The organism is Terrisporobacter vanillatitrophus (assembly GCF_051148895.1).
GTDB classification, from domain to species: domain Bacteria; phylum Bacillota; class Clostridia; order Peptostreptococcales; family Peptostreptococcaceae; genus Terrisporobacter; species Terrisporobacter vanillatitrophus.
On sequence record NZ_CP154625.1, the window covers coordinates 1,152,918 to 1,174,064 of the forward strand.

At 28.2% G+C, this 21,147-nt stretch carries 23 protein-coding genes; 22 read left to right on the top strand and 1 reads right to left on the bottom strand.

The features are described from left to right. Positions 1-2 precede the first annotated feature (2 nt). From TVTCOM_RS05815 to TVTCOM_RS05825, 3 genes are read left to right on the top strand one after another with little or no spacing between them, the layout of a single operon-like run. The gene (locus tag TVTCOM_RS05815) at positions 3-1,010 is read left to right on the top strand and encodes a FecCD family ABC transporter permease (RefSeq protein ID WP_434798907.1); all 1,008 of its coding nucleotides are present in this window, start codon (positions 3-5) and stop codon (positions 1,008-1,010) included. Between the two features lie 15 nt (positions 1,011-1,025). After that, the gene (locus tag TVTCOM_RS05820; protein WP_434798908.1) at positions 1,026-1,811 is read left to right on the top strand and encodes an ABC transporter ATP-binding protein; all 786 of its coding nucleotides are present in this window, start codon (positions 1,026-1,028) and stop codon (positions 1,809-1,811) included. Positions 1,812-1,819: 8 nt separating this feature from the next. Further along, complete coding sequence (locus TVTCOM_RS05825; RefSeq protein WP_434798909.1) at positions 1,820-3,163, top strand: MATE family efflux transporter; 1,344 nt, start codon at positions 1,820-1,822, stop codon at positions 3,161-3,163. Between the two features lie 58 nt (positions 3,164-3,221). Here the strand turns inward: TVTCOM_RS05825 and TVTCOM_RS05830 are convergent, their stop codons facing one another. After that, entirely contained in the window at positions 3,222-3,449 is a 228-nt protein-coding gene (locus TVTCOM_RS05830; RefSeq protein ID WP_434798910.1) for a hypothetical protein, read from the bottom strand. 181 nt (positions 3,450-3,630) lie between these two features. Between TVTCOM_RS05830 and TVTCOM_RS05835 the strand changes: the two genes are divergently transcribed. From TVTCOM_RS05835 to TVTCOM_RS05925, 19 genes are all read left to right on the top strand, one after another. Continuing rightward, positions 3,631-4,554: an exonuclease domain-containing protein gene (locus TVTCOM_RS05835; protein WP_434798911.1), complete on the top strand. Its 924-nt coding sequence runs from the start codon at positions 3,631-3,633 to the stop codon at positions 4,552-4,554. 114 nt (positions 4,555-4,668) lie between these two features. Beyond that, positions 4,669-5,934 (top strand): SulP family inorganic anion transporter, encoded by a 1,266-nt coding sequence (locus tag TVTCOM_RS05840; RefSeq protein ID WP_434798912.1) that lies wholly within the window; start codon positions 4,669-4,671, stop codon positions 5,932-5,934. Between the two features lie 87 nt (positions 5,935-6,021). Beyond that, on the top strand, positions 6,022-7,365 hold the full coding sequence (locus TVTCOM_RS05845) for an MATE family efflux transporter (protein ID WP_434798913.1): 1,344 nt from the start codon (positions 6,022-6,024) through the stop codon (positions 7,363-7,365). Between the two features lie 66 nt (positions 7,366-7,431). Beyond that, entirely contained in the window at positions 7,432-8,253 is an 822-nt protein-coding gene (locus TVTCOM_RS05850) for a MerR family transcriptional regulator (RefSeq protein ID WP_434798914.1), read from the top strand. Between the two features lie 168 nt (positions 8,254-8,421). Further along, positions 8,422-9,069 (top strand): hypothetical protein, encoded by a 648-nt coding sequence (locus tag TVTCOM_RS05855; protein ID WP_434798915.1) that lies wholly within the window; start codon positions 8,422-8,424, stop codon positions 9,067-9,069. 188 nt (positions 9,070-9,257) lie between these two features. Next, positions 9,258-11,159, top strand: a complete 1,902-nt coding sequence (gene cooS, locus TVTCOM_RS05860) for an anaerobic carbon-monoxide dehydrogenase catalytic subunit (protein ID WP_434798916.1) — start codon at positions 9,258-9,260, stop codon at positions 11,157-11,159. Then, a complete protein-coding gene (locus TVTCOM_RS05865; RefSeq protein ID WP_434798917.1) occupies positions 11,152-11,607 on the top strand; it encodes a 4Fe-4S dicluster domain-containing protein in 456 nt (151 codons plus the stop codon). Before cooS ends, TVTCOM_RS05865 begins: the two co-directional genes overlap by 8 nt. Continuing rightward, positions 11,597-12,895: an NAD(P)/FAD-dependent oxidoreductase gene (locus tag TVTCOM_RS05870; protein WP_434798918.1), complete on the top strand. Its 1,299-nt coding sequence runs from the start codon at positions 11,597-11,599 to the stop codon at positions 12,893-12,895. Before TVTCOM_RS05865 ends, TVTCOM_RS05870 begins: the two co-directional genes overlap by 11 nt. A 188-nt stretch (positions 12,896-13,083) precedes the next feature. Then, positions 13,084-13,323 (top strand): hypothetical protein, encoded by a 240-nt coding sequence (locus TVTCOM_RS05875; RefSeq protein ID WP_434798919.1) that lies wholly within the window; start codon positions 13,084-13,086, stop codon positions 13,321-13,323. 178 nt (positions 13,324-13,501) lie between these two features. Then, positions 13,502-14,323, top strand: coding sequence for a purine-nucleoside phosphorylase (locus TVTCOM_RS05880; protein WP_434798920.1), 822 nt, complete (start codon positions 13,502-13,504; stop codon positions 14,321-14,323). 340 nt (positions 14,324-14,663) lie between these two features. Then, the gene (locus TVTCOM_RS05885) at positions 14,664-15,560 is read left to right on the top strand and encodes an HD domain-containing protein (protein ID WP_434798921.1); all 897 of its coding nucleotides are present in this window, start codon (positions 14,664-14,666) and stop codon (positions 15,558-15,560) included. Positions 15,561-15,589: 29 nt separating this feature from the next. Beyond that, positions 15,590-16,372 carry an endonuclease gene (locus TVTCOM_RS05890; RefSeq protein ID WP_434798922.1) on the top strand — a complete coding sequence of 261 codons (783 nt, stop codon included), beginning with the start codon at positions 15,590-15,592 and terminating at the stop codon, positions 16,370-16,372. A 56-nt stretch (positions 16,373-16,428) separates the two neighbouring features. Then, on the top strand, positions 16,429-17,097 hold the full coding sequence (locus TVTCOM_RS05895; RefSeq protein WP_434798923.1) for a hypothetical protein: 669 nt from the start codon (positions 16,429-16,431) through the stop codon (positions 17,095-17,097). Between the two features lie 15 nt (positions 17,098-17,112). After that, positions 17,113-17,694, top strand: coding sequence for a GTP cyclohydrolase I FolE (gene folE / locus TVTCOM_RS05900; protein ID WP_434798924.1), 582 nt, complete (start codon positions 17,113-17,115; stop codon positions 17,692-17,694). Between the two features lie 21 nt (positions 17,695-17,715). Then, positions 17,716-18,507, top strand: coding sequence for a dihydropteroate synthase (gene folP / locus TVTCOM_RS05905; RefSeq protein ID WP_434798925.1), 792 nt, complete (start codon positions 17,716-17,718; stop codon positions 18,505-18,507). 2 nt (positions 18,508-18,509) lie between these two features. After that, positions 18,510-18,875: a dihydroneopterin aldolase gene (gene folB, locus TVTCOM_RS05910; protein ID WP_434798926.1), complete on the top strand. Its 366-nt coding sequence runs from the start codon at positions 18,510-18,512 to the stop codon at positions 18,873-18,875. Beyond that, entirely contained in the window at positions 18,868-19,362 is a 495-nt protein-coding gene (folK, locus tag TVTCOM_RS05915) for a 2-amino-4-hydroxy-6-hydroxymethyldihydropteridine diphosphokinase (RefSeq protein WP_434798927.1), read from the top strand. Before folB ends, folK begins: the two co-directional genes overlap by 8 nt. 131 nt (positions 19,363-19,493) lie before the next feature. Then, positions 19,494-20,822, top strand: coding sequence for an MATE family efflux transporter (locus tag TVTCOM_RS05920; RefSeq protein WP_434798928.1), 1,329 nt, complete (start codon positions 19,494-19,496; stop codon positions 20,820-20,822). A 24-nt stretch (positions 20,823-20,846) separates the two neighbouring features. Next, a complete protein-coding gene (locus tag TVTCOM_RS05925) occupies positions 20,847-21,140 on the top strand; it encodes a metal-sensing transcriptional repressor (protein ID WP_434798929.1) in 294 nt (97 codons plus the stop codon). Positions 21,141-21,147: the final 7 nt, after the last annotated feature.

A 21,147-nucleotide genomic window follows, 5' to 3' on the forward strand; every position in this document is an offset into this window, starting at 1 on the left:
ATATGAAAAAGAACAAGAAATATTTATTAGTTACAGGAATATTATTAACTTTAATATTAATCACATTTTTAGTTAGTTTAAATATGGGTTCTCTATCAATAGAACCTTTTGATGTAATAAAAACTTTTTTAGGACAAGGATCCAAGGCACATGAAATTGCTATATTCAAATTGAGACTACCTAGAATTGTAATTGCCATATTAGTAGGTACGGCTTTAGCTACTTCAGGTACAATTTTACAGGGTGTTACAAAAAATGATTTGGCAGACTCGGGAATACTTGGTATAAACTCAGGTTCAGCCTTATTTGTAGTAATATATATTTACTTTATGAATGGAAACGTATATGACGGTGTAAGTAATTTAACAATATTCACTATGCCAATAGTGGCTTTAAGTGGAGCACTATTTGCGGCTTTTTTAATCTATATACTTGCATGGAATAAGGGAATAAGCTCTTCGAGATTATTATTAATAGGTATAGGAGTAAATATAGCATTTACTTCATTACTTACAATCTTCCAACTTAAATTTACTACACAAGAATTCAACAGAGTGATGGCTTGGACCTCTGGTAGTATTTGGGGTTCTAACTGGAAATATGTAATGGCTATTCTACCATTTATCATAATATTAATGGCACTTACACTTTATAAATCTAGATATTTAGATGCTCTAAATCTAGGCGATGAAGTAGCTACGGGACTGGGAATAGAGGTAGAAAAAGAAAGAAGAAAATTAATAATATATGCTGTTGTATTATCAGGTGTATCCACATCTGTGGCAGGAAGTATAGGTTTTTTAGGGCTTGTTGCTCCTCATATAGCTAGGAAATTAGTGGGACCAAAGCATAATAAACTGATTCCTACAGCAGCGTTTATAGGTATTTTAATTTTATTAGTTGGAGATACCATATCAAGAAATATCATAGCACCTATGGAAATTCCAGTGGGAATAGTTGTAGCTATAATAGGTGTACCATACTTTATTTATTTAATGTTAGCAGAGTAGAAAGAGGGGAAAATTATGACAGCTATAAGTACTAAAAATTTAAATATATCTTACGGAAATTTGGATATTGTTAAAGACTTGAATTTAGAAATACCACGTGGAAAAATAACTACTATAATAGGTGCCAATGGTTGTGGCAAATCTACAATTTTAAAAACTATTGCAAGAATATTAGCACCTAAAAGTGGTGACATATTTATAAATGAAAAAAATATAAAAGAACAATCTTCAAAAGATTTAGCCAAAACTATGGCAGTACTGCCTCAAAGCCCACAAGCACCAAAGGGACTTACAGTGGAAGAGTTAATAGCTTATGGAAGATTTCCACATCAAAAAGGTTTTGGAAGATTAAAAGAAGATGATGAAGATATAGTAACTTGGGCATTGGAAGTTACGGGGATAAAAGAATTTAGAGATAGAGCAATTGAAGCTTTATCTGGAGGTCAAAGACAAAGAGCTTGGATAGCAATGGCACTAGCTCAACAAACAGATATACTAGTGCTAGATGAGCCAACTACTTATTTAGACTTAGCTCATCAGCTAGAAGTATTAAATTTATTACAAGAACTAAATGAAAAACATAAGACAACAATTGTTATGGTTATACATGAATTAAACAATGCAGCAAGGTTTGCTCATCATATGATAGGAATAAAAAAAGGAAAAATAGCTTGTGAGGGAAGTGCTCATGAAGTAATGACAAAGGAAAATCTTAAAGAACTATTTAATATTGATGCAGAAATCGTGGAAGATCCTAGATCTAAAAAGCCTGTTTGTATAACTTATGATATGGTAGGATAGGAGAAATAATGGAAAATCAAGGAGCATTAAGACATGAAAATATAAGTAAATTACTGATTAAGTATTCAGTTCCTGCCATCCTTGCTATGATGGTTACTTCGTTATATAACACAGTTGATAGAGCATTTGTAGGTTCCATGGAAAATGTAGGTCCTTTAGCTATATCAGGACTAGGAATTACAATGCCACTATTTACCATACTTGGAGCCTTTTGTGTGGCTATAGCTGTAGGTGGAAGTACTAATATATCAATTAAACTTGGAGAAGAAAATAAAGAAGAAGCAGAAAAAATCATGGGAAGTACTGTGGCTTTAGAATTTGCGGTGGGAATTATTATGGTATTGGTAGGAATCTTTTTCTTAGATAAGATCCTTTATGCTTTTGGTGCAAGTGATGATACGATAAAATATGCGAAAGATTATATGAGTGTAATCTTTGCTGGTGCTTGGTTCAACCTACCTGGATTTGCACTTAATAGTTGTATAAGAGGAGAAGGTAATCCAAAGCTAGCAGCAAGAATGATGATAACTTCATGTGTTCTTAACTTAACATTAGATCCCATATTTATCTTTGGGTTAGATATGGGAATAAAAGGAGCAGCTATAGGCACAGTAATTTGTCAGCTATTCATATTTATTTGGTCAATTTATTACTTTACTCTTGGTAAATCAAACTTAAAATTAAAATTTAAGAATATAAGATTAGATAAAAAATTAATAAAAATAATATTAGCTATAGCAGTAACGCCATTTTTTATGGAAATAGCTGCCGGATCTATACATTTAGTTACAAATAAAGTATTAAAAGTATACGGAGGAGATTTATCTATAGGTGCCATGACAGCAGTTACATCAATTTCTCTAATGTTTTTAATGCCTATATTTGGACTAAGCCAAGGTATGCAAACTATAATTGCTTATAATTATGGAGCCAAACAATTAGGTAGAGCTAGAAAAACTCTTTTTCTTGGAATCTTATATGGAACAATAATTTTAACCATAGGGTTTATTTTAGTTAAATTATTTCCAGAAGTTTTTGTTGGAATATTTACAAAAGATGAAATTTTAATGAATATGGCAATTGAAGGAATAAATATAAATTTAACTACATTACCTATAGTTGGAATATCAGTACTTGGTTCTGTTTATTTCCAATCCATAGGAGAAGCTAAAAAGTCTATGTTTTTAAGTTTACTTAGACAGGTAATTATATTAATACCAGTTATAATAATAGTTCCAAAAATGTATGGATTAAAAGGAGTATGGGCATCTCAGCCAATAGCAGATTTTCTAGCTATGTTTATAGTGGCAATATTCCTATGCAAAGAATTTAAAAAAGATAAAATGAATTAATAAATAATAAAAAATAGCACTTACTATATAAATAATGCTTAGTGAGTGCTATTTTTTATTACAGAATATTAAAGGTATATCTAATCTTTCGTGGTAAATCTAAGATGTATTCTACAGAGCCATCTGAGAAAGTATTTTTTTCATATTTTGGCATATTTCCTCCAATCCATTCCACAATAGTTTTTTCAATATTATCAGTTTTTATTTCTTTGAAAAAATTATTATCAAAAATATATACACCAGCACAAGGGTTATAAATTTCTCTAGATACTTCATATTCTTTCATAAGTTTACCTCCTTTGCTAAAAACCAACTTCTTATAATTTAATTTATTCTATAAAATAAAAAAGTATCCTTTTATTAATTGGAAATTGTAATATTATATTGAAAACATATTATTTATTAATTATAGATTAGTACTCTATGATATAATGAATATCGAAAAATATAAATTTGTGGAGGTTTGTATGAATTTTATTGCTATAGACTTTGAAACAGCAAATGAAAAAAGAGCTTCTGCATGTTCTTTAGGGATTACTGTTGTAAAAGATAATAAAATAATAGAAGAAAAATATTGGCTAATTAAGCCAAAACCATTTAGGTTTGAATCAAGAAATATAATTATACACGGAATTAGAGAAGAAGATGTGATTAATGAAAAAGAATTTGATGAGTTATGGCCAGAAATAAAACCATATTTAGAAAATAATTTAATAATAGCACACAATGCATCCTTTGACTTTTCTGTTCTAAGAAATACACTAGATATTTATAATTTAGAATATCCAAATTTAGATTATGCATGTACTTTAGTAACTTCAAAATTATTTTATAGATATTTAAATAATCATAAGTTAAATACAGTAAATAGACATTTAGGATACAGATTTAATCATCATCATGCCAGTGCCGATGCCACTGCTGCTGCAAATATTCTTATAAACATTTCGCAAGAATTAAATTTAAATAATATGGATGATATAGCTAATATTATAGGATTTAAGTTAGGTTGTATAGGTAATAATACTTATTCACCATGTAAAAAAATAAGAGAAGGTGTTGTTTCAAAAAGGTGTGAAGATTATGAGTATAACAATAATTTATTTTCATCAGAAACGGAATACTTTAAAGATAAAATAGTGGTTTTCACAGGACAACTACATTCTATGAGTAGAGCTGAAGCAACAAAGATTATTAATGATTTGGGTGGTATAACAAGGAATTCTGTTACTAAAAAAACTAATATTTTAATCACTAATGTTAATAATATTGAAGATTTGAGTCCAAATCAAATGAGTAATAAATTAAGAACCGCAGTTAACTATATAAATCAAGGACAAGATTTAATAATAATGAATGAAGAAAAATTAGAAAAGATATTGAAAGGATAAAAATATATTCAACAATAAAAATAAAATTTTATTGTTAAATATATTTTTTTGACTTTATTGTATTCTAGGAGTATTATACAAAAGGACGAAGCTTTAAGGAGGTAATATAATAGAATGTCGCCAAAGTTAATCACAATGTTTAGAAATAATGAAATAAGTGGTGAACAAATGAAAAATGATATAATAGCTGGATTTATTGTAGCAATAATAGCCCTTCCACTATCCATAGCATTAGCTATATCATCAGGAGTATCACCAGAGAAAGGTCTTATTACAGCTATATTTGCTGGATTTACTGTATCTTTTATAGGTGGTAGTAAGGTGCAAATAGGAGGACCTACAGGAGCTTTTGTAGTAATCGTTTATGGGATTGTAAAAACCCACGGAATTGATGGTCTTATTATTGCAACCATAATGTCTGGAATAATACTAGTAATTATGGGGATGTTAAAAATGGGCAATCTTATAAAATATGTTCCACAAACTGTTACAGTTGGATTTACTAGTGGAATAGCAGTTACTTTACTTATAACACAAATTAAAGATTTGTTAGGATTAAATATAAAAGATGTTCCTGCCGAAGCATTAGACAAAATAGTAGCATATATAGAAAATATAAATAGTTTTCATATAATTACGTTTTTTATAGGTTTAGCATGTATATTGATAATGGTATATTGGCCAAAAGTAAATAAAAGTGTGCCAGCATCAATAATTGCTTTAGTATTTGCCACATTAGTTGTAAAAATATTTAATTTAAATGTTGATACAATTGGAAGTTTATATTCTAATATATCATCAACTATACCAACACCAAGCATTCCACAAATTAACATGGATAAAATAATTCAATTAATTCAGCCAGCCATAACTATAGCAGTTTTAGCCTCAATAGAATCACTTTTATCTTGTGTTGTTGCAGATAAGATGATAGATGATAAACACGACTCAAATAGTGAACTTGTAGCACAAGGTTTTGGAAATATTGCCTCTGCTCTATTTGGAGGAATACCTGCAACAGGTGCCATAGCAAGAACAGCTGCAAATGTTAGAAATGGAGGAAGAAGTCCTATATCTGGAATAATCCATGCAATTACACTTCTTTTAATAATGATATTATTAATGCCACTAGCAAAAATGATTCCTATGACAGTTTTATCTGCCATATTAATAATAGTTTCTTATAATATGGGTGAATGGAAAGAAATGAAGGAAATGATGAACTTACCTAAAATTGATGTAATTGTTCTTTTAGCAACTTTTATATTAACAATAGTATTTGATTTAGTTGTAGCAATAATAGTTGGTATGAGTATACACTTAATCTCTGTTTTATTTATAAATAATAGTGATGATAATGCTACTGAAGAAGTTGCTTAATATATAAATATTTTTTAAAACACGTATTGACTCTATGCTTAGTATAGACTTTATAATATACCTTAGTATTTTAACAGGAGGTATATTATGGTTACAGAATTTTTAAGTTATGCAATACCATCTGCTTTGGCAAATTTTATTTCATCTTTATACACAGTAGTAGACGGAATATTTGTAGGGCAAGGGGTTGGTGATACGGCTTTAGCTGCCGTAAATATAGTACTTCCTTTTACTGTTGTATTATTTGGAATAGCAAGTATGTTGGCAGTAGGTGGAGGAGCATTAGTATCAAAAAATGTTGGTGCTAATAATATAGATAAAGCATTAGATATATTTAGACAAGTAATGAAATTATTATTAATAATATGTATAGTTACAACTATAGCTTGTGTGGCATTTCCAAAACAAATAGTTAGTATGCTTGGAGCAACAGACAATTTAGAACCTATGGCAACAGAATATTTAAGATATTATGCAATTTTTTGCACACCAAACTTAGTAGGTATAGTACTAAATTCATTTGTTAGAAATGACAATAGACCAAAACTTGCAATGGTTTCAACTATAGCAGGTGCATTTACAAATGTAATTCTTGATTATGTATTTATATTCCCATTACATATGGGCATAAAAGGAGCAGCAATAGCTACTGGACTTGGACAAATAGTTACAGTTTCAATGCTATTACCACATTTCTTACGAAAAAGAGGAGTATTAAGCTTTGGGAATGCATCTTTAAATAAGAGTACGTTAAAAGAAGTATTAAACGTTGGATTCCCATCATTCTTTGGACAGTTAAGTTTCTCAATAATAGTATTCTTACACAATATAGCATTCTCAAATTACATGGGAGAAATAGGAATATCAACATATAGTATAATAAACTATATAACAACAAATATATATATGGTATTATTAGGATTAACATTTGGAGCACAGCCCCTTATAAGTTATAATTTCGGTAGAAAAGACAAATATAAAATGCTTGAATTCTACAAAATTAATATAATATCATCTTTAGTAGTAAGTATAAGTGCAGCTGCAATTTGTCATGTATTTGGAACTCATGTAGTTGGCATATTTACAACAGATCCTAAAATAGCTGAACTTGCTTATAATGGTATAAAAATAGCATGTCTTGCTTATATAGTAGGAAGTGTAAACCTAGATACATTAGTTTATTATCAAGGAGTGGAAATACCTTTATTCTCAAATTTATTCTGTATATTTAGGGCAATGGTATTTTTACCAATATGTTTATACATATTACCTAAAATATTTGGATTAAACGGAATTTGGGCAAGTGTTTTAACATCAGAATCATTAACGTTTATAGTTATGTATATAATTGCTAATGTAAAGAAATATACAGATATTGTTTTAAATAAAGAAAAAAAAGCAGAAGCACTTGAAGAAGTCGCTATTATGTAGGTATAATGAGGGCATTAATATTTAAATTAATGTCCTTTTTGCATACATAATTTTGGAGGTGATGAATTGGGAAAGTATTTATCTATTGGTCAGATGGGAAAATTAAATAACTTATCAGTACAAACTTTAAGACATTATGAAAAGGTGGGAATATTAAAACCTTCTTACATAAATGAAGATACAGGTTACAGGTATTATTCTATGAAAGATTTTAATACTATAGATTTAATAAAGCAGTGCAAGGCCATGGGATTGTCTTTAGAAGAAATAAAAGAAGTTACAAATAACTACACATCTTTAGAATCCATAGTTGATATATTAGGTAATCAAAAGAAAATAGTAACAGAAAAAATGAAAGAATTAGAGAATATAAAAAATAAAGTGAAATCATTAGAAGCCAAAATAAAAGTATCATTAAACAGAGGAATAAATGATATTTTTATAAAACACAATGAAGAAAGAAAATTTATTCAGTATAACTTTACTGATCGTTTTTCTGATGAGTTTGAAATTAAATTAAGAAAAATTCTTTTAGAAGTAGAAAGAAATTATGATAATGTTAATGCGGAAATAGCTTTTACCATATCTTATGAAGACGTGAAAAGAGAAGGACGAGCAGAGTGCAAAAATGTAATGATTAATTTGGGAGAAAATGTGTCTTATAAAGATGATAAAATAATTTCAATGGATAAAGGAAATTATTTGACCATGTATTTTGATGATACTTACAGGGATTCAGGCAAATATTATGACGTAATTATGGAATACATAGAAAGTAATAATATAAAAACTATTGGAGATTTTAATGAAATATATATAATGACTAGAGTAGGAAATGATGGGAAAGAAAAATCCCTTGGCCAAATTGAAATTTTAATAGAAGATTAGTTAAAATAAAAATGAGCTATCAAAAAATGTATGATGGCTTATTTTTATTTTGAAATTTTACATTAATTAATTATGTTATTTACTGGTAATGTATATAATCTTTATAAGCATATATTTATATAGTACAACTTATGAATTAAGTGGGAATCTATGTAAGGAGGTATTTTATTGAAAAATAGAAGGAAGTATTTATTAATATTCATAATATTATTTATTATCATAAGTTTGTTTTTCATAGGTAGTTTTGAATGGAAAAGTATAAATAATAACCCTAAAATAGATATGAGCGCAAATACAAATTTTAATTTACCACAAAGTCAAATAGAATATATACAGTCACTAGTAGGATTAGAATCAAAGGATATGAAAATATTGGATAATCCATTGAGAATGGAGGGAAGTTTTTATATACCGGAAGATACCATATTAAGTTTTATTAATCAATATCTAAAAAATACGAAAAATAAAGATATTGAAAATATAAAAATTACAATTAACGAAAATGGATTAACCATTGGAGGTCAATATAGGCTTCTGGCTTATTTAAAAACACCCATAGATATAGATATACTACCTACATTAACTGAAGATAATGATGTACGACTTAATTTAAAAGATATTAGATTATTAAATTTAAGTTTAAATAACGATATTGTTGATGCCATAGCTGATAGCTGGTTTTCTAACTTGGACAATATTACTGTGGATAAGGGAGACATAATAATAGATAAAAGTTTTTTTAAAAACACCAATATAAAATCAATCTCTGTTGAAAAAGATTATTTAGTAGTAAATTTAAGTATAAGTCTAAAATAAAATTGATAGATTAGTTTCTATCTTTTTTTTATTTAAAAAATACAAAAAAATGTTTAGGAAAAAGTTTTCTAGGTATCTATAATAATAAGAAAAATTTGTTAATTAATAAACTATCAGAAAGTTAGGCTAATCAATAATCATTTCTCAGAATATGAAAATTAAAAAAATTATTTTTAGGGGGAGTTAAAATGGATTGTAATAGTTGTAAAATGTGCAAAAGTGCAGATGAAAGATTGGAAAGTTTTGTAGCAAGTAAGGAGTTTGACACAGCATTTCATAGAACTGAAACTCAAAAGCAAAAATGTGGATTTGGATTACAAGGAGTTTGTTGTAGACTCTGTTCAAATGGACCATGTAGAATAACACCTAAATCACCAAAAGGAATTTGTGGAGCAGAGGCAGACACTATAGTTGGTAGAAACTTTTTAAGAGCAGTTGCATCAGGATCAGCATGTTATATTCACGTAGTGGAAAATACAGCTCTAAATCTAAAACATGTGGGAGAAACAAGAGGAATAATTAAAAGTGAAAAAGCATTAAATCATTTAGCTGAAAAATTGGGGATAGAATCTGATGATAAATATGAAAAGTGCACTAAAGTAGCAGATGCAGTTTTAAATGATTTATACAAACCTAGATTTAATAAAATGGAACTTGTTGAAAAAATAGGATATGGACCAAGAGTAGAAAAATGGAAAGAGCTAGGTATTATGCCTGGTGGAGCTAAGTCAGAAGTATTTGACGGAGTAGTAAAATCATCAACTAACTTAAACTCAGATCCAGTAGATATGTTAATGAGTTGTTTAAGCCTTGGAATTTCAACAGGACTTTATGGATTAACACTTACAAACCTTATAAATGACATAATGCTAGGTGATCCAGTTATAAGAATGGCACCAGTTGGATTTAGAGTAATAGACGAAGATTATATAAACATAATGATTACAGGTCACCAACATTCCACATTTACATCATTCCAAGAAAAATTAAAAGAACCAGAAGTTGTAGGACTTGCCAAATCTGTAGGAGCAAAAGGATTTAGACTAGTAGGATGTACTTGTGTAGGTCAAGATTTACAACTTAGAGGAGAACATTATCAAGAAATATTTGCCGGGCATGCTGGAAACAATTTTACAAGTGAAGCAGTATTATCAACAGGTGCAATAGATATGGTAGTCTCAGAATTTAACTGTACAATACCAGGGCTTGAACCTATAGCTGATGAATTAAAAGTTAAAATGATATGTCTTGATGATGTGGCTAAAAAGAAAAATGCAGAATATATTTATCTAGACAGAAATAAATACGATGAAATAGATAGAAAATTGATAAATGAAGCTTTAGAATCTTATAAAAATAGAAGAAGTGAAGTTAAAATAGATATACCAAAAGATCATGGATTTGAACAATCTTTAACTGGTGTTAGTGAAAAGAATTTAAAAGAATTTTTAGGTGATTCATGGAAGCCATTAGTAGACTTAATAGCTGATGGAACAATTAAAGGTGTTGCAGCAATAGTAGGATGTTCAAATATGACTGCTGGTGGACACGACATAAATACTGTTGAGTTAACCAAAGAATTAATTAAGAGAGATATTATAGTTTTATCAGCAGGATGTTCAACTGGAGGACTTGAAAACGTAGGATTAATGTCACCAGGAGCAGAAGAGTTAGCAGGAGAAAATTTAAAAGCTGTATGTAAGAAATTAGGAATACCACCAGTATTAAACTTTGGACCATGTTTAGCAATAGGTAGACTTGAAATAGTTGCAACAGAGTTAGCAGCATACTTAGGAATAGACTTACCACAGTTACCACTTGTACTTTCAGCACCACAATGGTTAGAAGAACAAGCACTTGCAGATGGAGCATTTGGTCTAGCATTAGGTCTTCCTCTACATTTAGCACTTCCTCCTTTTATAACAGGAAGTAAATTAGTGACAGAAGTTTTAACAGAGGGGTTGAAAGATATAACAGGAGGTCATGTAATAGTAAACCCAGACCCTAAATCAACTGCAGACCAGTTAGAAGAAATAATAATAGATAGAAGAGTAAAACTTGGGTTAAAGGATGTGGAATCTTATGCATAGAATTTTAATTGATAAAGACTTATGTAAAGGTTGTAAAAGTTGTGTTCTAGCTTGTATGTTAAGAAATAGTAATGCTGAAGATATATACACATTAGATTTAGATAGTATAGATACTGAAAGTAAAAATCATATAGAAATGGACAGAAATAATCACCCAGTACCTATATTTTGTAGACATTGTGATGAGCCAGAATGTGTAATGACTTGTATGAGTGGAGCTATGAGTAAAGACGAAGAGAGCGGAATAGTTTCATATGATGAGAGTAAATGTGGATCTTGCTATATGTGTGTAATGTCATGTCCTTATGGTTTATTAAAAGTAGACGATAGAAGTAAGCAAAAAATATTAAAATGTGATTTATGTAAAAATGAAGAAATTCCTAAGTGTGTAGCTATGTGTCCTACAGGAGCAATCAAGCTACAAAAGGAGGATGCTTATGCTAGATAAATTATTTAATAAATTATCATCTAATAAAGGAAAAAATTATATTGAAATAAAAAATACTCCAAACAATTATGTTATTTTAGGCGCAAGTGCAGCAGGAATAAATGCAGCAAAGACTTTAAGACAACTAGATCCAAAGGGAAGTATCACACTTGTATCTATGGATGAAAAGATTTACTCTCGTTGTATGTTGCATCATGTCATATCATGTCATAGAAGTGTGGAAAGTATTAATTTTATAGATATAGATTTTATGGAAAAAAATAATATAAAGTGGATAAAAAATACTGAAGCAAAAAGTATAGATACTAAAAATAAAATAGTAAACTTAGAGCTGGAAAATATAAGTTATGATAAATTACTAATAGCTACAGGAGCAAAATCTTTTGTGCCTCCAATAAAAAATGCAAAAGAAGGAAATAACATATATTCCCTTAGAGATCTTGAAGATGTAATTTATATAAAAGAAAAAATCAAAGATAGTAAAAAAGTTGCAATAATAGGTGCAGGACTTATAGGTATAGATATATTGACATCACTTTTAGATAAGGGAAATTTAGAAGTATCTTTAATTTATCCAAATGAGTATATACTAGATTTACAACTTGATAAATATTCGGCTAAAGTATATGAAAGTAAATTTATAGAACTTGGTGCAAAATTATATTCTTCTTTACCAGTAAATCAAATTCTATTAGATGATAATAAGAATGTTAAAGGAGTTGAACTGGGAGATAATAGTATAGTTGAATGTGATTTATTAATAATTGCTACAGGGGTTAGACCTAATACAGAAATTGTTGCTAATACTAATATAGAAGACAACAGAGGAATAGTTATAAATGACAAATGTGAAACTACAGTAAAAGATATATATGCGGCAGGAGATGTGGTTGGCAAAAATGCTATTTGGCCACTAGCTGTGAAACAAGGAATTGTAGCAGCTTACAATATGGCTGGAGTTGAAAAAATTATAGACGATCAATTTACTTTTAAAAATAGTATGAACTTTGCAGGGATACCAACAATTTCTTTAGGGATAGTTATACCACCAGATGATACTTATGATGTAATTACTAGATGTGATAAAGATGGATATAAAAAGTTTGTTATAAAGGATAATGTAATAATAGGATTTATAGCTCAAGGTGATATTTCTTATACTGGACCTATTACTTATCTAATAAAACATAAGATTGAAATACCTAATTTAAGAGATAGAGTATTTGATATTGGATACGCTGATTTCTTTTCTATAAAAGAAAATGGAGAGTTTGAGTATAGTATTTAGGAAATTTTATATAAACTTAATAAAAAATAGGTGTACAATTACTCGTATGCCTATTTTTTTATTAGGAAATAATATAAATAATAGCTTATTAAAACAAATTTATTAAGCAATATAAAATATAATTGATAAAAAAGATATAGTTTAAACTTAATTACTATAACAAGAAATTTTTAAGGATGTTAAAGTAAATGGGAAATATTTTCAAAATGGGAAAAAGTATTACGTTAAAATTATTTTTGCTTCTATTTATGCTTATAGTGTTAATATCATTTGCTATTTCCTTTTGGCAAGTGAAAAATACTAATCAAATAGTAGATAAAGAAATGAAAGTAATGAGGGAACAAGTTTTAGATGAAGTAGCAAATAATATATCAGTATTTTGTCCAGAAAAAGAAATCAACTTGCAAAACTTGCATTTAGAGGAATGATAGGTGGTTTCTTAGTAAGTTTATTAAGTGCTTTAATAGTTGGAGCAGTAGTTGCTATATAAATTATATATAAAAGCTTTATTTGGAGATATATTGAAACAAAAGAATAAAATAGGTAAAATAGATTTATAATAAATAAAATTATTATTAATTTAATATAGGCATATGAGGTGAAACAATGAAAGATTTATATACTAAAATAAAAGAATCAGTAGATTATATAAATTCAAAAACGGAAATAAAACCAAACATAGGATTAATATTAGGATCAGGTCTTGGAGTATTAGCTGATGAAATAGAAAATCCTATAAAAATAAAATATGATGAAATACCAAATTTCCCTGTATCAACAGTAGAAGGTCATGCAGGCCAATTAGTTATAGGTAATTTACAAGGAAAAACTGTTGTAGCAATGCAAGGAAGATTCCACTACTACGAAGGATACTCAATGGAAATGATAACTTTCCCAGTAAGAGTAATGAAAGAATTAGGCGTGGAAACTATATTTGTTACTAATGCAGCAGGTGGAGCTAATAAAGATTTTAAACCAGGAGACTTAATGATAATAACAGATCATATAAACTTATCTGGAAATAATCCTTTAATTGGGCCGAATGATAATAGAATAGGAACAAGATTCCCAGACATGTCAGCTGCATATACAAAAGAATATATTGAGTTAGCTAAAAAATGTGCAGATAAATTAAATATAAAAGTTCAAGAAGGTGTGTATGCTTTCTTCTCAGGACCAACTTACGAAACTCCAGCTGAAGTAAGAATGGCAAGAGTTTTAGGAGCAGATGCAGTTGGTATGTCAACAGCTCCAGAAGTTATAGTTGCATCACACAGTAAACTTAAAGTTGTGGGAATTTCTTGTATAACAAATATGGCGTCAGGAATACTTGATCAACCTTTAAATCATGAAGAAGTAATAGAAACTACTCAAAAAGTTCAAGGAGAATTCTTAGCATTAGTTAAAACTATAGTTGGTGAAATATAATAAATTTATAAATAGACATGCAATTTGCATGTCTATTTTTAGTAACATATTTATACAAAGTGATAATTAGTATATATGATTGAGGATATTTTTTATTTTTGCATTAAAATTAAGTTAGTGGTTAATATAATAATAGTTGATTAAATATCAACTAAATCTCAAACTTACTAGGTAAAAGCTAGCATTGTCTAACCTTTTGATAGTATTAAAAAGTTTGAGAAACATAAGTCAAAAGCTTAGGCTATCACCTATGTCTTTTGCGATAAGCTCTAGATTTGATAGTTTATATTTCAATCTAGAGCTTTTTTAATGACTAATTTTATAATTAAGGAGAAATACTATGACAGATAAAAAACCATACCTTAAGGATTTAAAAGATGGAAGTGTAAAAATTTCTCTTATGGTAAATAAGAAATTATATAAAGATGGAAATAAGATGCTTTATTTATTAAGTGATAAAAGTGGATATATAAATGCAAAAGTTCCTGTAAAAGTAAAACTAGAACCAGGACAAGTTATTGAAATTGAAGGTGTTAAAGATTATATTTTAGATGTTTTTCAAGTTAAAATAATAGAAGACTACAATATTGATGATTATTTAGCAACTGTAAATAGAAATATAGATGAAATTATGGAAGATATTGAAGCAATAAGTAGAGAATGTATAACATCACCACAAAGTAAAATACTGGATGATTATTTTTTTAAAGATGACAAATTTTTAGAAAAATTTAAACGAGGAATCGGTGGAGTTAGCATGCACCATAACTATGTTGGAGGTTTAGCTGAGCATACTTTAGGTGTAATGTATTTGACAAAAATATTATGTGATATATATGATTGTAGAAGAAGAGAAATTGCTATATTAAGTGCTAAACTTCATGATATAGGTAAAATTTACGAAATGGATTACAGTGGTCCTTTTAAATATACTTTAGAAGGGGAACTTGAAGGTCATATTGTTATTAGTGTGCAAATGATAGATAGAGCAATTATGGACTTGGGAATTCCTTTTAGCGAAGATTTTGTCAAAAGAATAAAGGGATGTATTATTCAACATCATGGTAAGCTGGAATATGGTTCACCTAAAAAAGCTAATATGGAAGAATCCATAATATTAAATTTTGCTGATACTGTTGATGCTACTTTAAACAAAATTAATCAAATAAAAGAAGAAACAAAAGAAGACACCTGGTCTGTTTATGATAAAAAGATGGACACTAAGCTTTATCTATAATTACAGTAGTACAAAAATGGGGGAATAAAATGATGAATGATAAAAATATAAGAGTGGGAATAGCTTCATTAATATATAATATAAATGAAGCTTTAGAAATTTGTAATAAAAATAAAGAAATAAACCATATAGAAATAGGCATTGATAACCTTTGTGATTGTAAAGAACTTAAAAAATATGAAAATAGCATAAAAAAACTTGATTTAAGTGTGGGAATTCATTTACCAATGGAGCTTAATCCTTGTGAAGACATTATATTTATTAAAGAAAAGTGGATAGAATATATTAACATATTAAGTGAAGAATTGAAATTTTTAAATGCGTCATATTTTAATATGCATTTAGGATATGTTATGACAAATAGATTAAGTAAAAACAAAGAAAAGTACTTAAATAATATAGTAGATTTTTTCAATAAATTATTATTAGAAAAAAATCACCTTAACATTACAATAGAAAATACTTATACAAAAGGTGGAGATTTTTCTAATTTGGGAAATGATGTAGAAGACTTTAAATATATTTTTGAACGTAATCAAGCTATAAGTTTTTGCTTTGACAGTGGACATAACTTAATTTGTAAAAGTAATTATAACTTATTAAAAAATAAAACAAGAGTAATTCATCTTAATGATAATTATGGAGCTGAAGATGAACATTTAGGTATAATGAAAGGAAATTTAAGTGAAGAGGAATTAGAAAATATTTTATCTTTAAACCATGAATTTCTAGTACTTGAGATGAATTTCAATCATATAGAAGAATCATTAGATATTTTAAAACAATATAATGTTTTTAAAAGTAAAAAATAACTTATATTATTGACAAAAACATAACAAATATATATTCTTACTCCTAGGAGGGTTTTATGAATAATAATATTTATAATACTTTTGTAAAAGTAATAGAAGGTTTTAAGAAAGATAAAAATGTTAAGTCTATTATTCATGTAGGTTCTAGTAAAGAAAAAATTTATGAAGAAAATACTAAAGTAAATGATATAGACTTATTTATTATTGTAGGAAATCAAGAAAAAAATCAGATTAGGAAAGTTGAAAAGATTGATGAAATAGAGTTCGATTTTAATTATATTTCTATAAAAGGTTGTTATGACTTTATAGAAAGTAAAACATATTTTTTTCTTAATATAAAAGATGGAAAACTATTATATGATGAAAATAATTTTGGAAAAGGAATTTTGTCATTATGTGAAGAAAAATATAAAGAAGGACCAAATAAATTATCCAAAGAAGAAAAACTATTTCATGCAAATCAATTATTATCAGATATATCAAGACTAAAACAGAAAGATGAATATGATGAATTTGAATATGATTTTCTAATTTATATGTATTTAAATAAAATCATAAAAATGTATTATCTTATTAATGATATTTGGTTACCAAAAGATAAAAAGTTACTAAAATCTTTAAAGATGCAAGAACCTACATTATATAAATTAGTATGTAATGTTAGAGGATCTGAAAAATATAAAAAAATAACAAAAGTAACAGACTATATTTTTAAAAACTTATAATTTGGGAGGAGAACAATGGTGGAAAAAAGAACAATTGATAAACCTGCTATAGAAAAGGCAGTTAGAGAAATATTAATAGCAATAGGAGAAGATCCAGATAGAGAAGGATTAATAGGCACTCCAGATAGGGTAGCAAGAATGTACGAAGAAATATTTAGTGGACTTCATGAAGACCCTAGAGACCATCTAAAAGTTCTATTCAAAAATGAAAACCATGAGGAAATGGTAGTAGTAAAAGATATACCTTTTTATTCTAGTTGTGAACATCATTTAGTACCTTTCTTTGGAAAGGCCCATGTTGTGTATATACCCAAAGATGGAAAACTTACAGGACTTTCTAAATTAGCAAGAGTTATAGAAACTTTTGCGAGAAGACCTCAGCTACAAGAAAGAATTACAAAAGAAACTGCAAATATTATTATGGAAGAATTAGAACCATATGGAGTAATGGTTGTAGTTGAAGCTGAGCATATGTGTATGACAATGCGTGGTGTTAAAAAACCAGGTAGTAAAACAATAACATCAGCAGTTAGGGGAATTTTTGAAAAAGATGCTTTAGCAAGAAGCGAAGCTATGAGTTTAATTAAATTTGATTAATAATATATGAGGAGAAAATTTATGTTTGAATATGGTAAAAAAACTTACATAATGGGAATTTTAAATGTAACTCCAGATAGTTTTTCAGATGGTGGAAACTACACAAATGTGGAAATAGCAGTTAAGCATGCGAAAAAAATGATTGAAGAGGGAGCAGACATAATCGATGTAGGAGGAGAGTCTACTAGACCAGGTCATAAATTTGTTTCAGTTGAAGAAGAAATAAAAAGAATTGTTCCTGTAATAAAAACACTTAAAAATAGTATTAACGTACCCATATCTATAGATACATATAAATCTCAAGTGGCTGAAGAAGCATTAAAGTTTGGAGCTAATATGGTTAATGATGTTTGGGGATTAACTTATGATGAGGATATGGCTAATGTTATAGGAAAATATGATGCTTCTGTTTGTATTATGCATAATCAAGAAAAAACAGATTATGATAAAGATATAATGGAGAGTATAAAAGAATTTTTACAAAATAGTATAGATAAAGCTTTAAAAGCAGGAGTAAAAAAAGAAAAGATAGTTTTAGATCCAGGTATAGGATTTGGAAAAACTTTTGAACAAAACTTAGAAGTATTAAAAAGATTAAAGGAACTTAAAACTCTAGGATATCCAATTTTACTTGGAACTTCAAGAAAATCAGTTTTAGGAAATATAGTTGGAGGAGAACCTAGAGAAAGAGTTGAGGCTACTGTGGCAACAACTGTTTGCGGAATAAGAGATGGAGTAGAAATTGTTAGAGTTCATGATGTAAAAGAAAATTTACAAGCTGCAAAAATTGCGGATAGACTATATAGAGGTTAATTATGGATAAAATAATTTTGAGTAATTTAGGTTTTTACGCCTATCATGGTGTTTTAGAAGCAGAAAAAGAATTGGGACAAAAGTTTTTTATAGATGCTGAACTTTTTCTTAATACAAAAGAAGCAGGAAGAAGTGACGATTTAACTAAATCTGTTAGTTATGCAGAGGTATATGAAATAATAAAGGATATAACAGAAAATAAAAGATTTGATTTAATAGAAGCTTTGGCAGAAACAATTGCAGGAGAAATTTTAGAAAGATATAGTATGATTAAATCTATTATGGTTAGAGTGAAAAAACCAGAAGCACCTGTAAACGGTATTTTCGATTATTTTGCTGTGGAAATTAGGAGAGATAAAGATGAATAAAGCTTACTTAGGTCTCGGAACTAATATGGGGAATAGAGAAGAATATTTAAGACAAGCATGTAAAACTCTTCAGGAACATGGAAAAATTAATATTTTAAAAATATCAAAAATCTATGAAACAAAGGCATGGGGATATACTGAGCAAGATGATTTTTTAAATATATGCATAGAAATAGAAACATCACTATCTTCCATAGAATTATTAGAAGTTTGTCATACAATAGAGGAAATGTTAAATAGAGAGAGATTAATAAAATGGGGACCTAGAACTATGGATGTGGATATTTTATTTTATAATAATATAATAAGTGATGATGAAAGCTTGACTTTACCACATCCAAGAATAAAAGAAAGGGCTTTTGTACTAATTCCTCTTATGGATTTAAATAAAGAATTGATTATTAACAATAAACCTATATCATATTATCTTTCTAAATTAAGTAAAGAAGAAAGAGATGAAGTGAAAGAAGTTAGCATTAACATTTAAGTAATTTTAATTAATAAGAGAAGGCTAATTTACATATTTAGTGTAAATTAGACCTTCTTTTTTATTGCCATCAATTGAAGGTAGTGCTATAATTTTGATAACCCCCTAGGGGGGATATGAGGAGGCGGATTATGGATTATTTACTAAAAAATAAAAATAACATAATTACTATTAATACCTTAGCAATTCCTGTAATTATAGAGAATATACTTCAAACTTTACTTGGAACTGTAGATACTTATTTTGCGGGACAAATCAATGATAATGCTATTGCAGCCATAGGTGTAACTAACTTAATTATAAATGTATTTATTGTATTTTTTACAGCAATTAGCATAGGAACAAGTGCTGTTGTTGCAAGAAATTTTGGAAAAGGAGAAATGGATAAGGTTAAAGAAGCTACGATTCAATCAATTTTTTTAGGAATTATAATTAGTTTAGTTGTAGGAGTAATTAATATATTATTTTATGAGCAGATTTTAAACATATGTGGAGCAACAAACGAAATTTTAAACTTTACTATACCTTATTACTTAGTTATTGCTGTGCCAATTATATTTTTATGTTTATCACTAATTTTATCTAGTTGTCTAAGATCAACGAAGGATACAAAAACACCAATGATTGCTACAGCTTTTGCTAATGTATTAAATATAATATTAAATATACTTTTTATAAAGATGAATATGGGAATTCTAGGCTTAGCTTTAGCCACAACTATTTCTAGATGTATGAACGTAGCTATTTTATTAATTAAGTTAAGGATGTGTAATATTTATATAAAAATAAATAAAGAGGTTATCAAAGATGGAAAGGATACATTAAAATCTATAATTAAAATTGGAGCACCTGCAGGAATGGAAAAGTTAATAATGAGGCTGGGTCAATTAGTTTATAATAGTATGATTATTTCTATTGGAGTATCAGCTTATGTTGCACACAATATTGCAGGAAATATTGAAAGTTACACATATATTCCAGCTCTAGGATTCGGGGTGGCAACGGCAACTCTTGTTGGTATTAGCTTAGGAGAAGGAGATAGTGAAAAATCAAAAGAAATAGTGTATTTAGCTGATATAATAACCACTATTTGTATGGTAGCAATAGGTATACTTTTATTTATATTTGCGCCACAAATAGTAAAAATATTTACAAATACTCTGGAAATACAAATTATGGTTATTAATGTACTTAGATTAATTGCGCTTTTTCAATGCTTTATAGCTATAACACAAATTTTCACTAGTGCTTTGCAAGGAGCTGGAGATACCAAATTTCCTATGTATGCTACATTAATTGGAATTTGGGGAGTGAGAGTTGGTATAGGATATTTTCTAGGTGTAGTAATGAATTTTGGGTTATTTGGAGTATGGATAGCGTATGCTATTGATATTACTGTAAGAGCATTCTTGCTTATTATAAGATTTAATCATGGAAAATGGAAAAGTATAGCTATATAATTAAGTAGAAGGGAGATGACTAACATGGAAAATAATAAAGAACATAACCACAATCATTCTCACAAAAATACAAAAGCAGTAATTAATAGATTATCTAGAGCTATTGGCCATTTGGAGTCTGTAAAAAGAATGGTGGAAGAAGGAAGAGATTGTAGTGAAGTTTTAATACAAGTTTCAGCTGTAAAATCTTCTATTAATAATATAGGAAAAATAATTTTACAAGATCATATAGAGCACTGTATTGTAGATGCTGTAGAAACTGGAGATGAGAAGGTTCTTCAGGACTTAAATAGTGCAATAGATAAATTTATTAAATAAAAAATGA

Bases quoted from the DNA above. Each gene is read 5' to 3' on its own strand.
- TVTCOM_RS05815 (WP_434798907.1), top strand. From the start codon at position 3: ATGAAAAAGAACAAGAAATATTTATTAGTTACAGGAATATTATTAACT.
- TVTCOM_RS05820 (WP_434798908.1), top strand. From the start codon at position 1,026: ATGACAGCTATAAGTACTAAAAATTTAAATATATCTTACGGAAATTTG.
- TVTCOM_RS05825 (WP_434798909.1), top strand. From the start codon at position 1,820: ATGGAAAATCAAGGAGCATTAAGACATGAAAATATAAGTAAATTACTG.
- TVTCOM_RS05830 (WP_434798910.1), bottom strand. From the start codon at position 3,449: ATGAAAGAATATGAAGTATCTAGAGAAATTTATAACCCTTGTGCTGGT.
- TVTCOM_RS05835 (WP_434798911.1), top strand. From the start codon at position 3,631: ATGAATTTTATTGCTATAGACTTTGAAACAGCAAATGAAAAAAGAGCT.
- TVTCOM_RS05840 (WP_434798912.1), top strand. From the start codon at position 4,669: ATGTCGCCAAAGTTAATCACAATGTTTAGAAATAATGAAATAAGTGGT.
- TVTCOM_RS05845 (WP_434798913.1), top strand. From the start codon at position 6,022: ATGGTTACAGAATTTTTAAGTTATGCAATACCATCTGCTTTGGCAAAT.
- cooS (WP_434798916.1), top strand. From the start codon at position 9,258: ATGGATTGTAATAGTTGTAAAATGTGCAAAAGTGCAGATGAAAGATTG.
- TVTCOM_RS05865 (WP_434798917.1), top strand. From the start codon at position 11,152: ATGCATAGAATTTTAATTGATAAAGACTTATGTAAAGGTTGTAAAAGT.
- TVTCOM_RS05870 (WP_434798918.1), top strand. From the start codon at position 11,597: ATGCTAGATAAATTATTTAATAAATTATCATCTAATAAAGGAAAAAAT.
- TVTCOM_RS05875 (WP_434798919.1), top strand. From the start codon at position 13,084: ATGGGAAATATTTTCAAAATGGGAAAAAGTATTACGTTAAAATTATTT.
- TVTCOM_RS05880 (WP_434798920.1), top strand. From the start codon at position 13,502: ATGAAAGATTTATATACTAAAATAAAAGAATCAGTAGATTATATAAAT.
- TVTCOM_RS05885 (WP_434798921.1), top strand. From the start codon at position 14,664: ATGACAGATAAAAAACCATACCTTAAGGATTTAAAAGATGGAAGTGTA.
- TVTCOM_RS05890 (WP_434798922.1), top strand. From the start codon at position 15,590: ATGATGAATGATAAAAATATAAGAGTGGGAATAGCTTCATTAATATAT.
- TVTCOM_RS05895 (WP_434798923.1), top strand. From the start codon at position 16,429: ATGAATAATAATATTTATAATACTTTTGTAAAAGTAATAGAAGGTTTT.
- folE (WP_434798924.1), top strand. From the start codon at position 17,113: ATGGTGGAAAAAAGAACAATTGATAAACCTGCTATAGAAAAGGCAGTT.
- folP (WP_434798925.1), top strand. From the start codon at position 17,716: ATGTTTGAATATGGTAAAAAAACTTACATAATGGGAATTTTAAATGTA.
- folB (WP_434798926.1), top strand. From the start codon at position 18,510: ATGGATAAAATAATTTTGAGTAATTTAGGTTTTTACGCCTATCATGGT.
- folK (WP_434798927.1), top strand. From the start codon at position 18,868: ATGAATAAAGCTTACTTAGGTCTCGGAACTAATATGGGGAATAGAGAA.
- TVTCOM_RS05920 (WP_434798928.1), top strand. From the start codon at position 19,494: ATGGATTATTTACTAAAAAATAAAAATAACATAATTACTATTAATACC.
- TVTCOM_RS05925 (WP_434798929.1), top strand. From the start codon at position 20,847: ATGGAAAATAATAAAGAACATAACCACAATCATTCTCACAAAAATACA.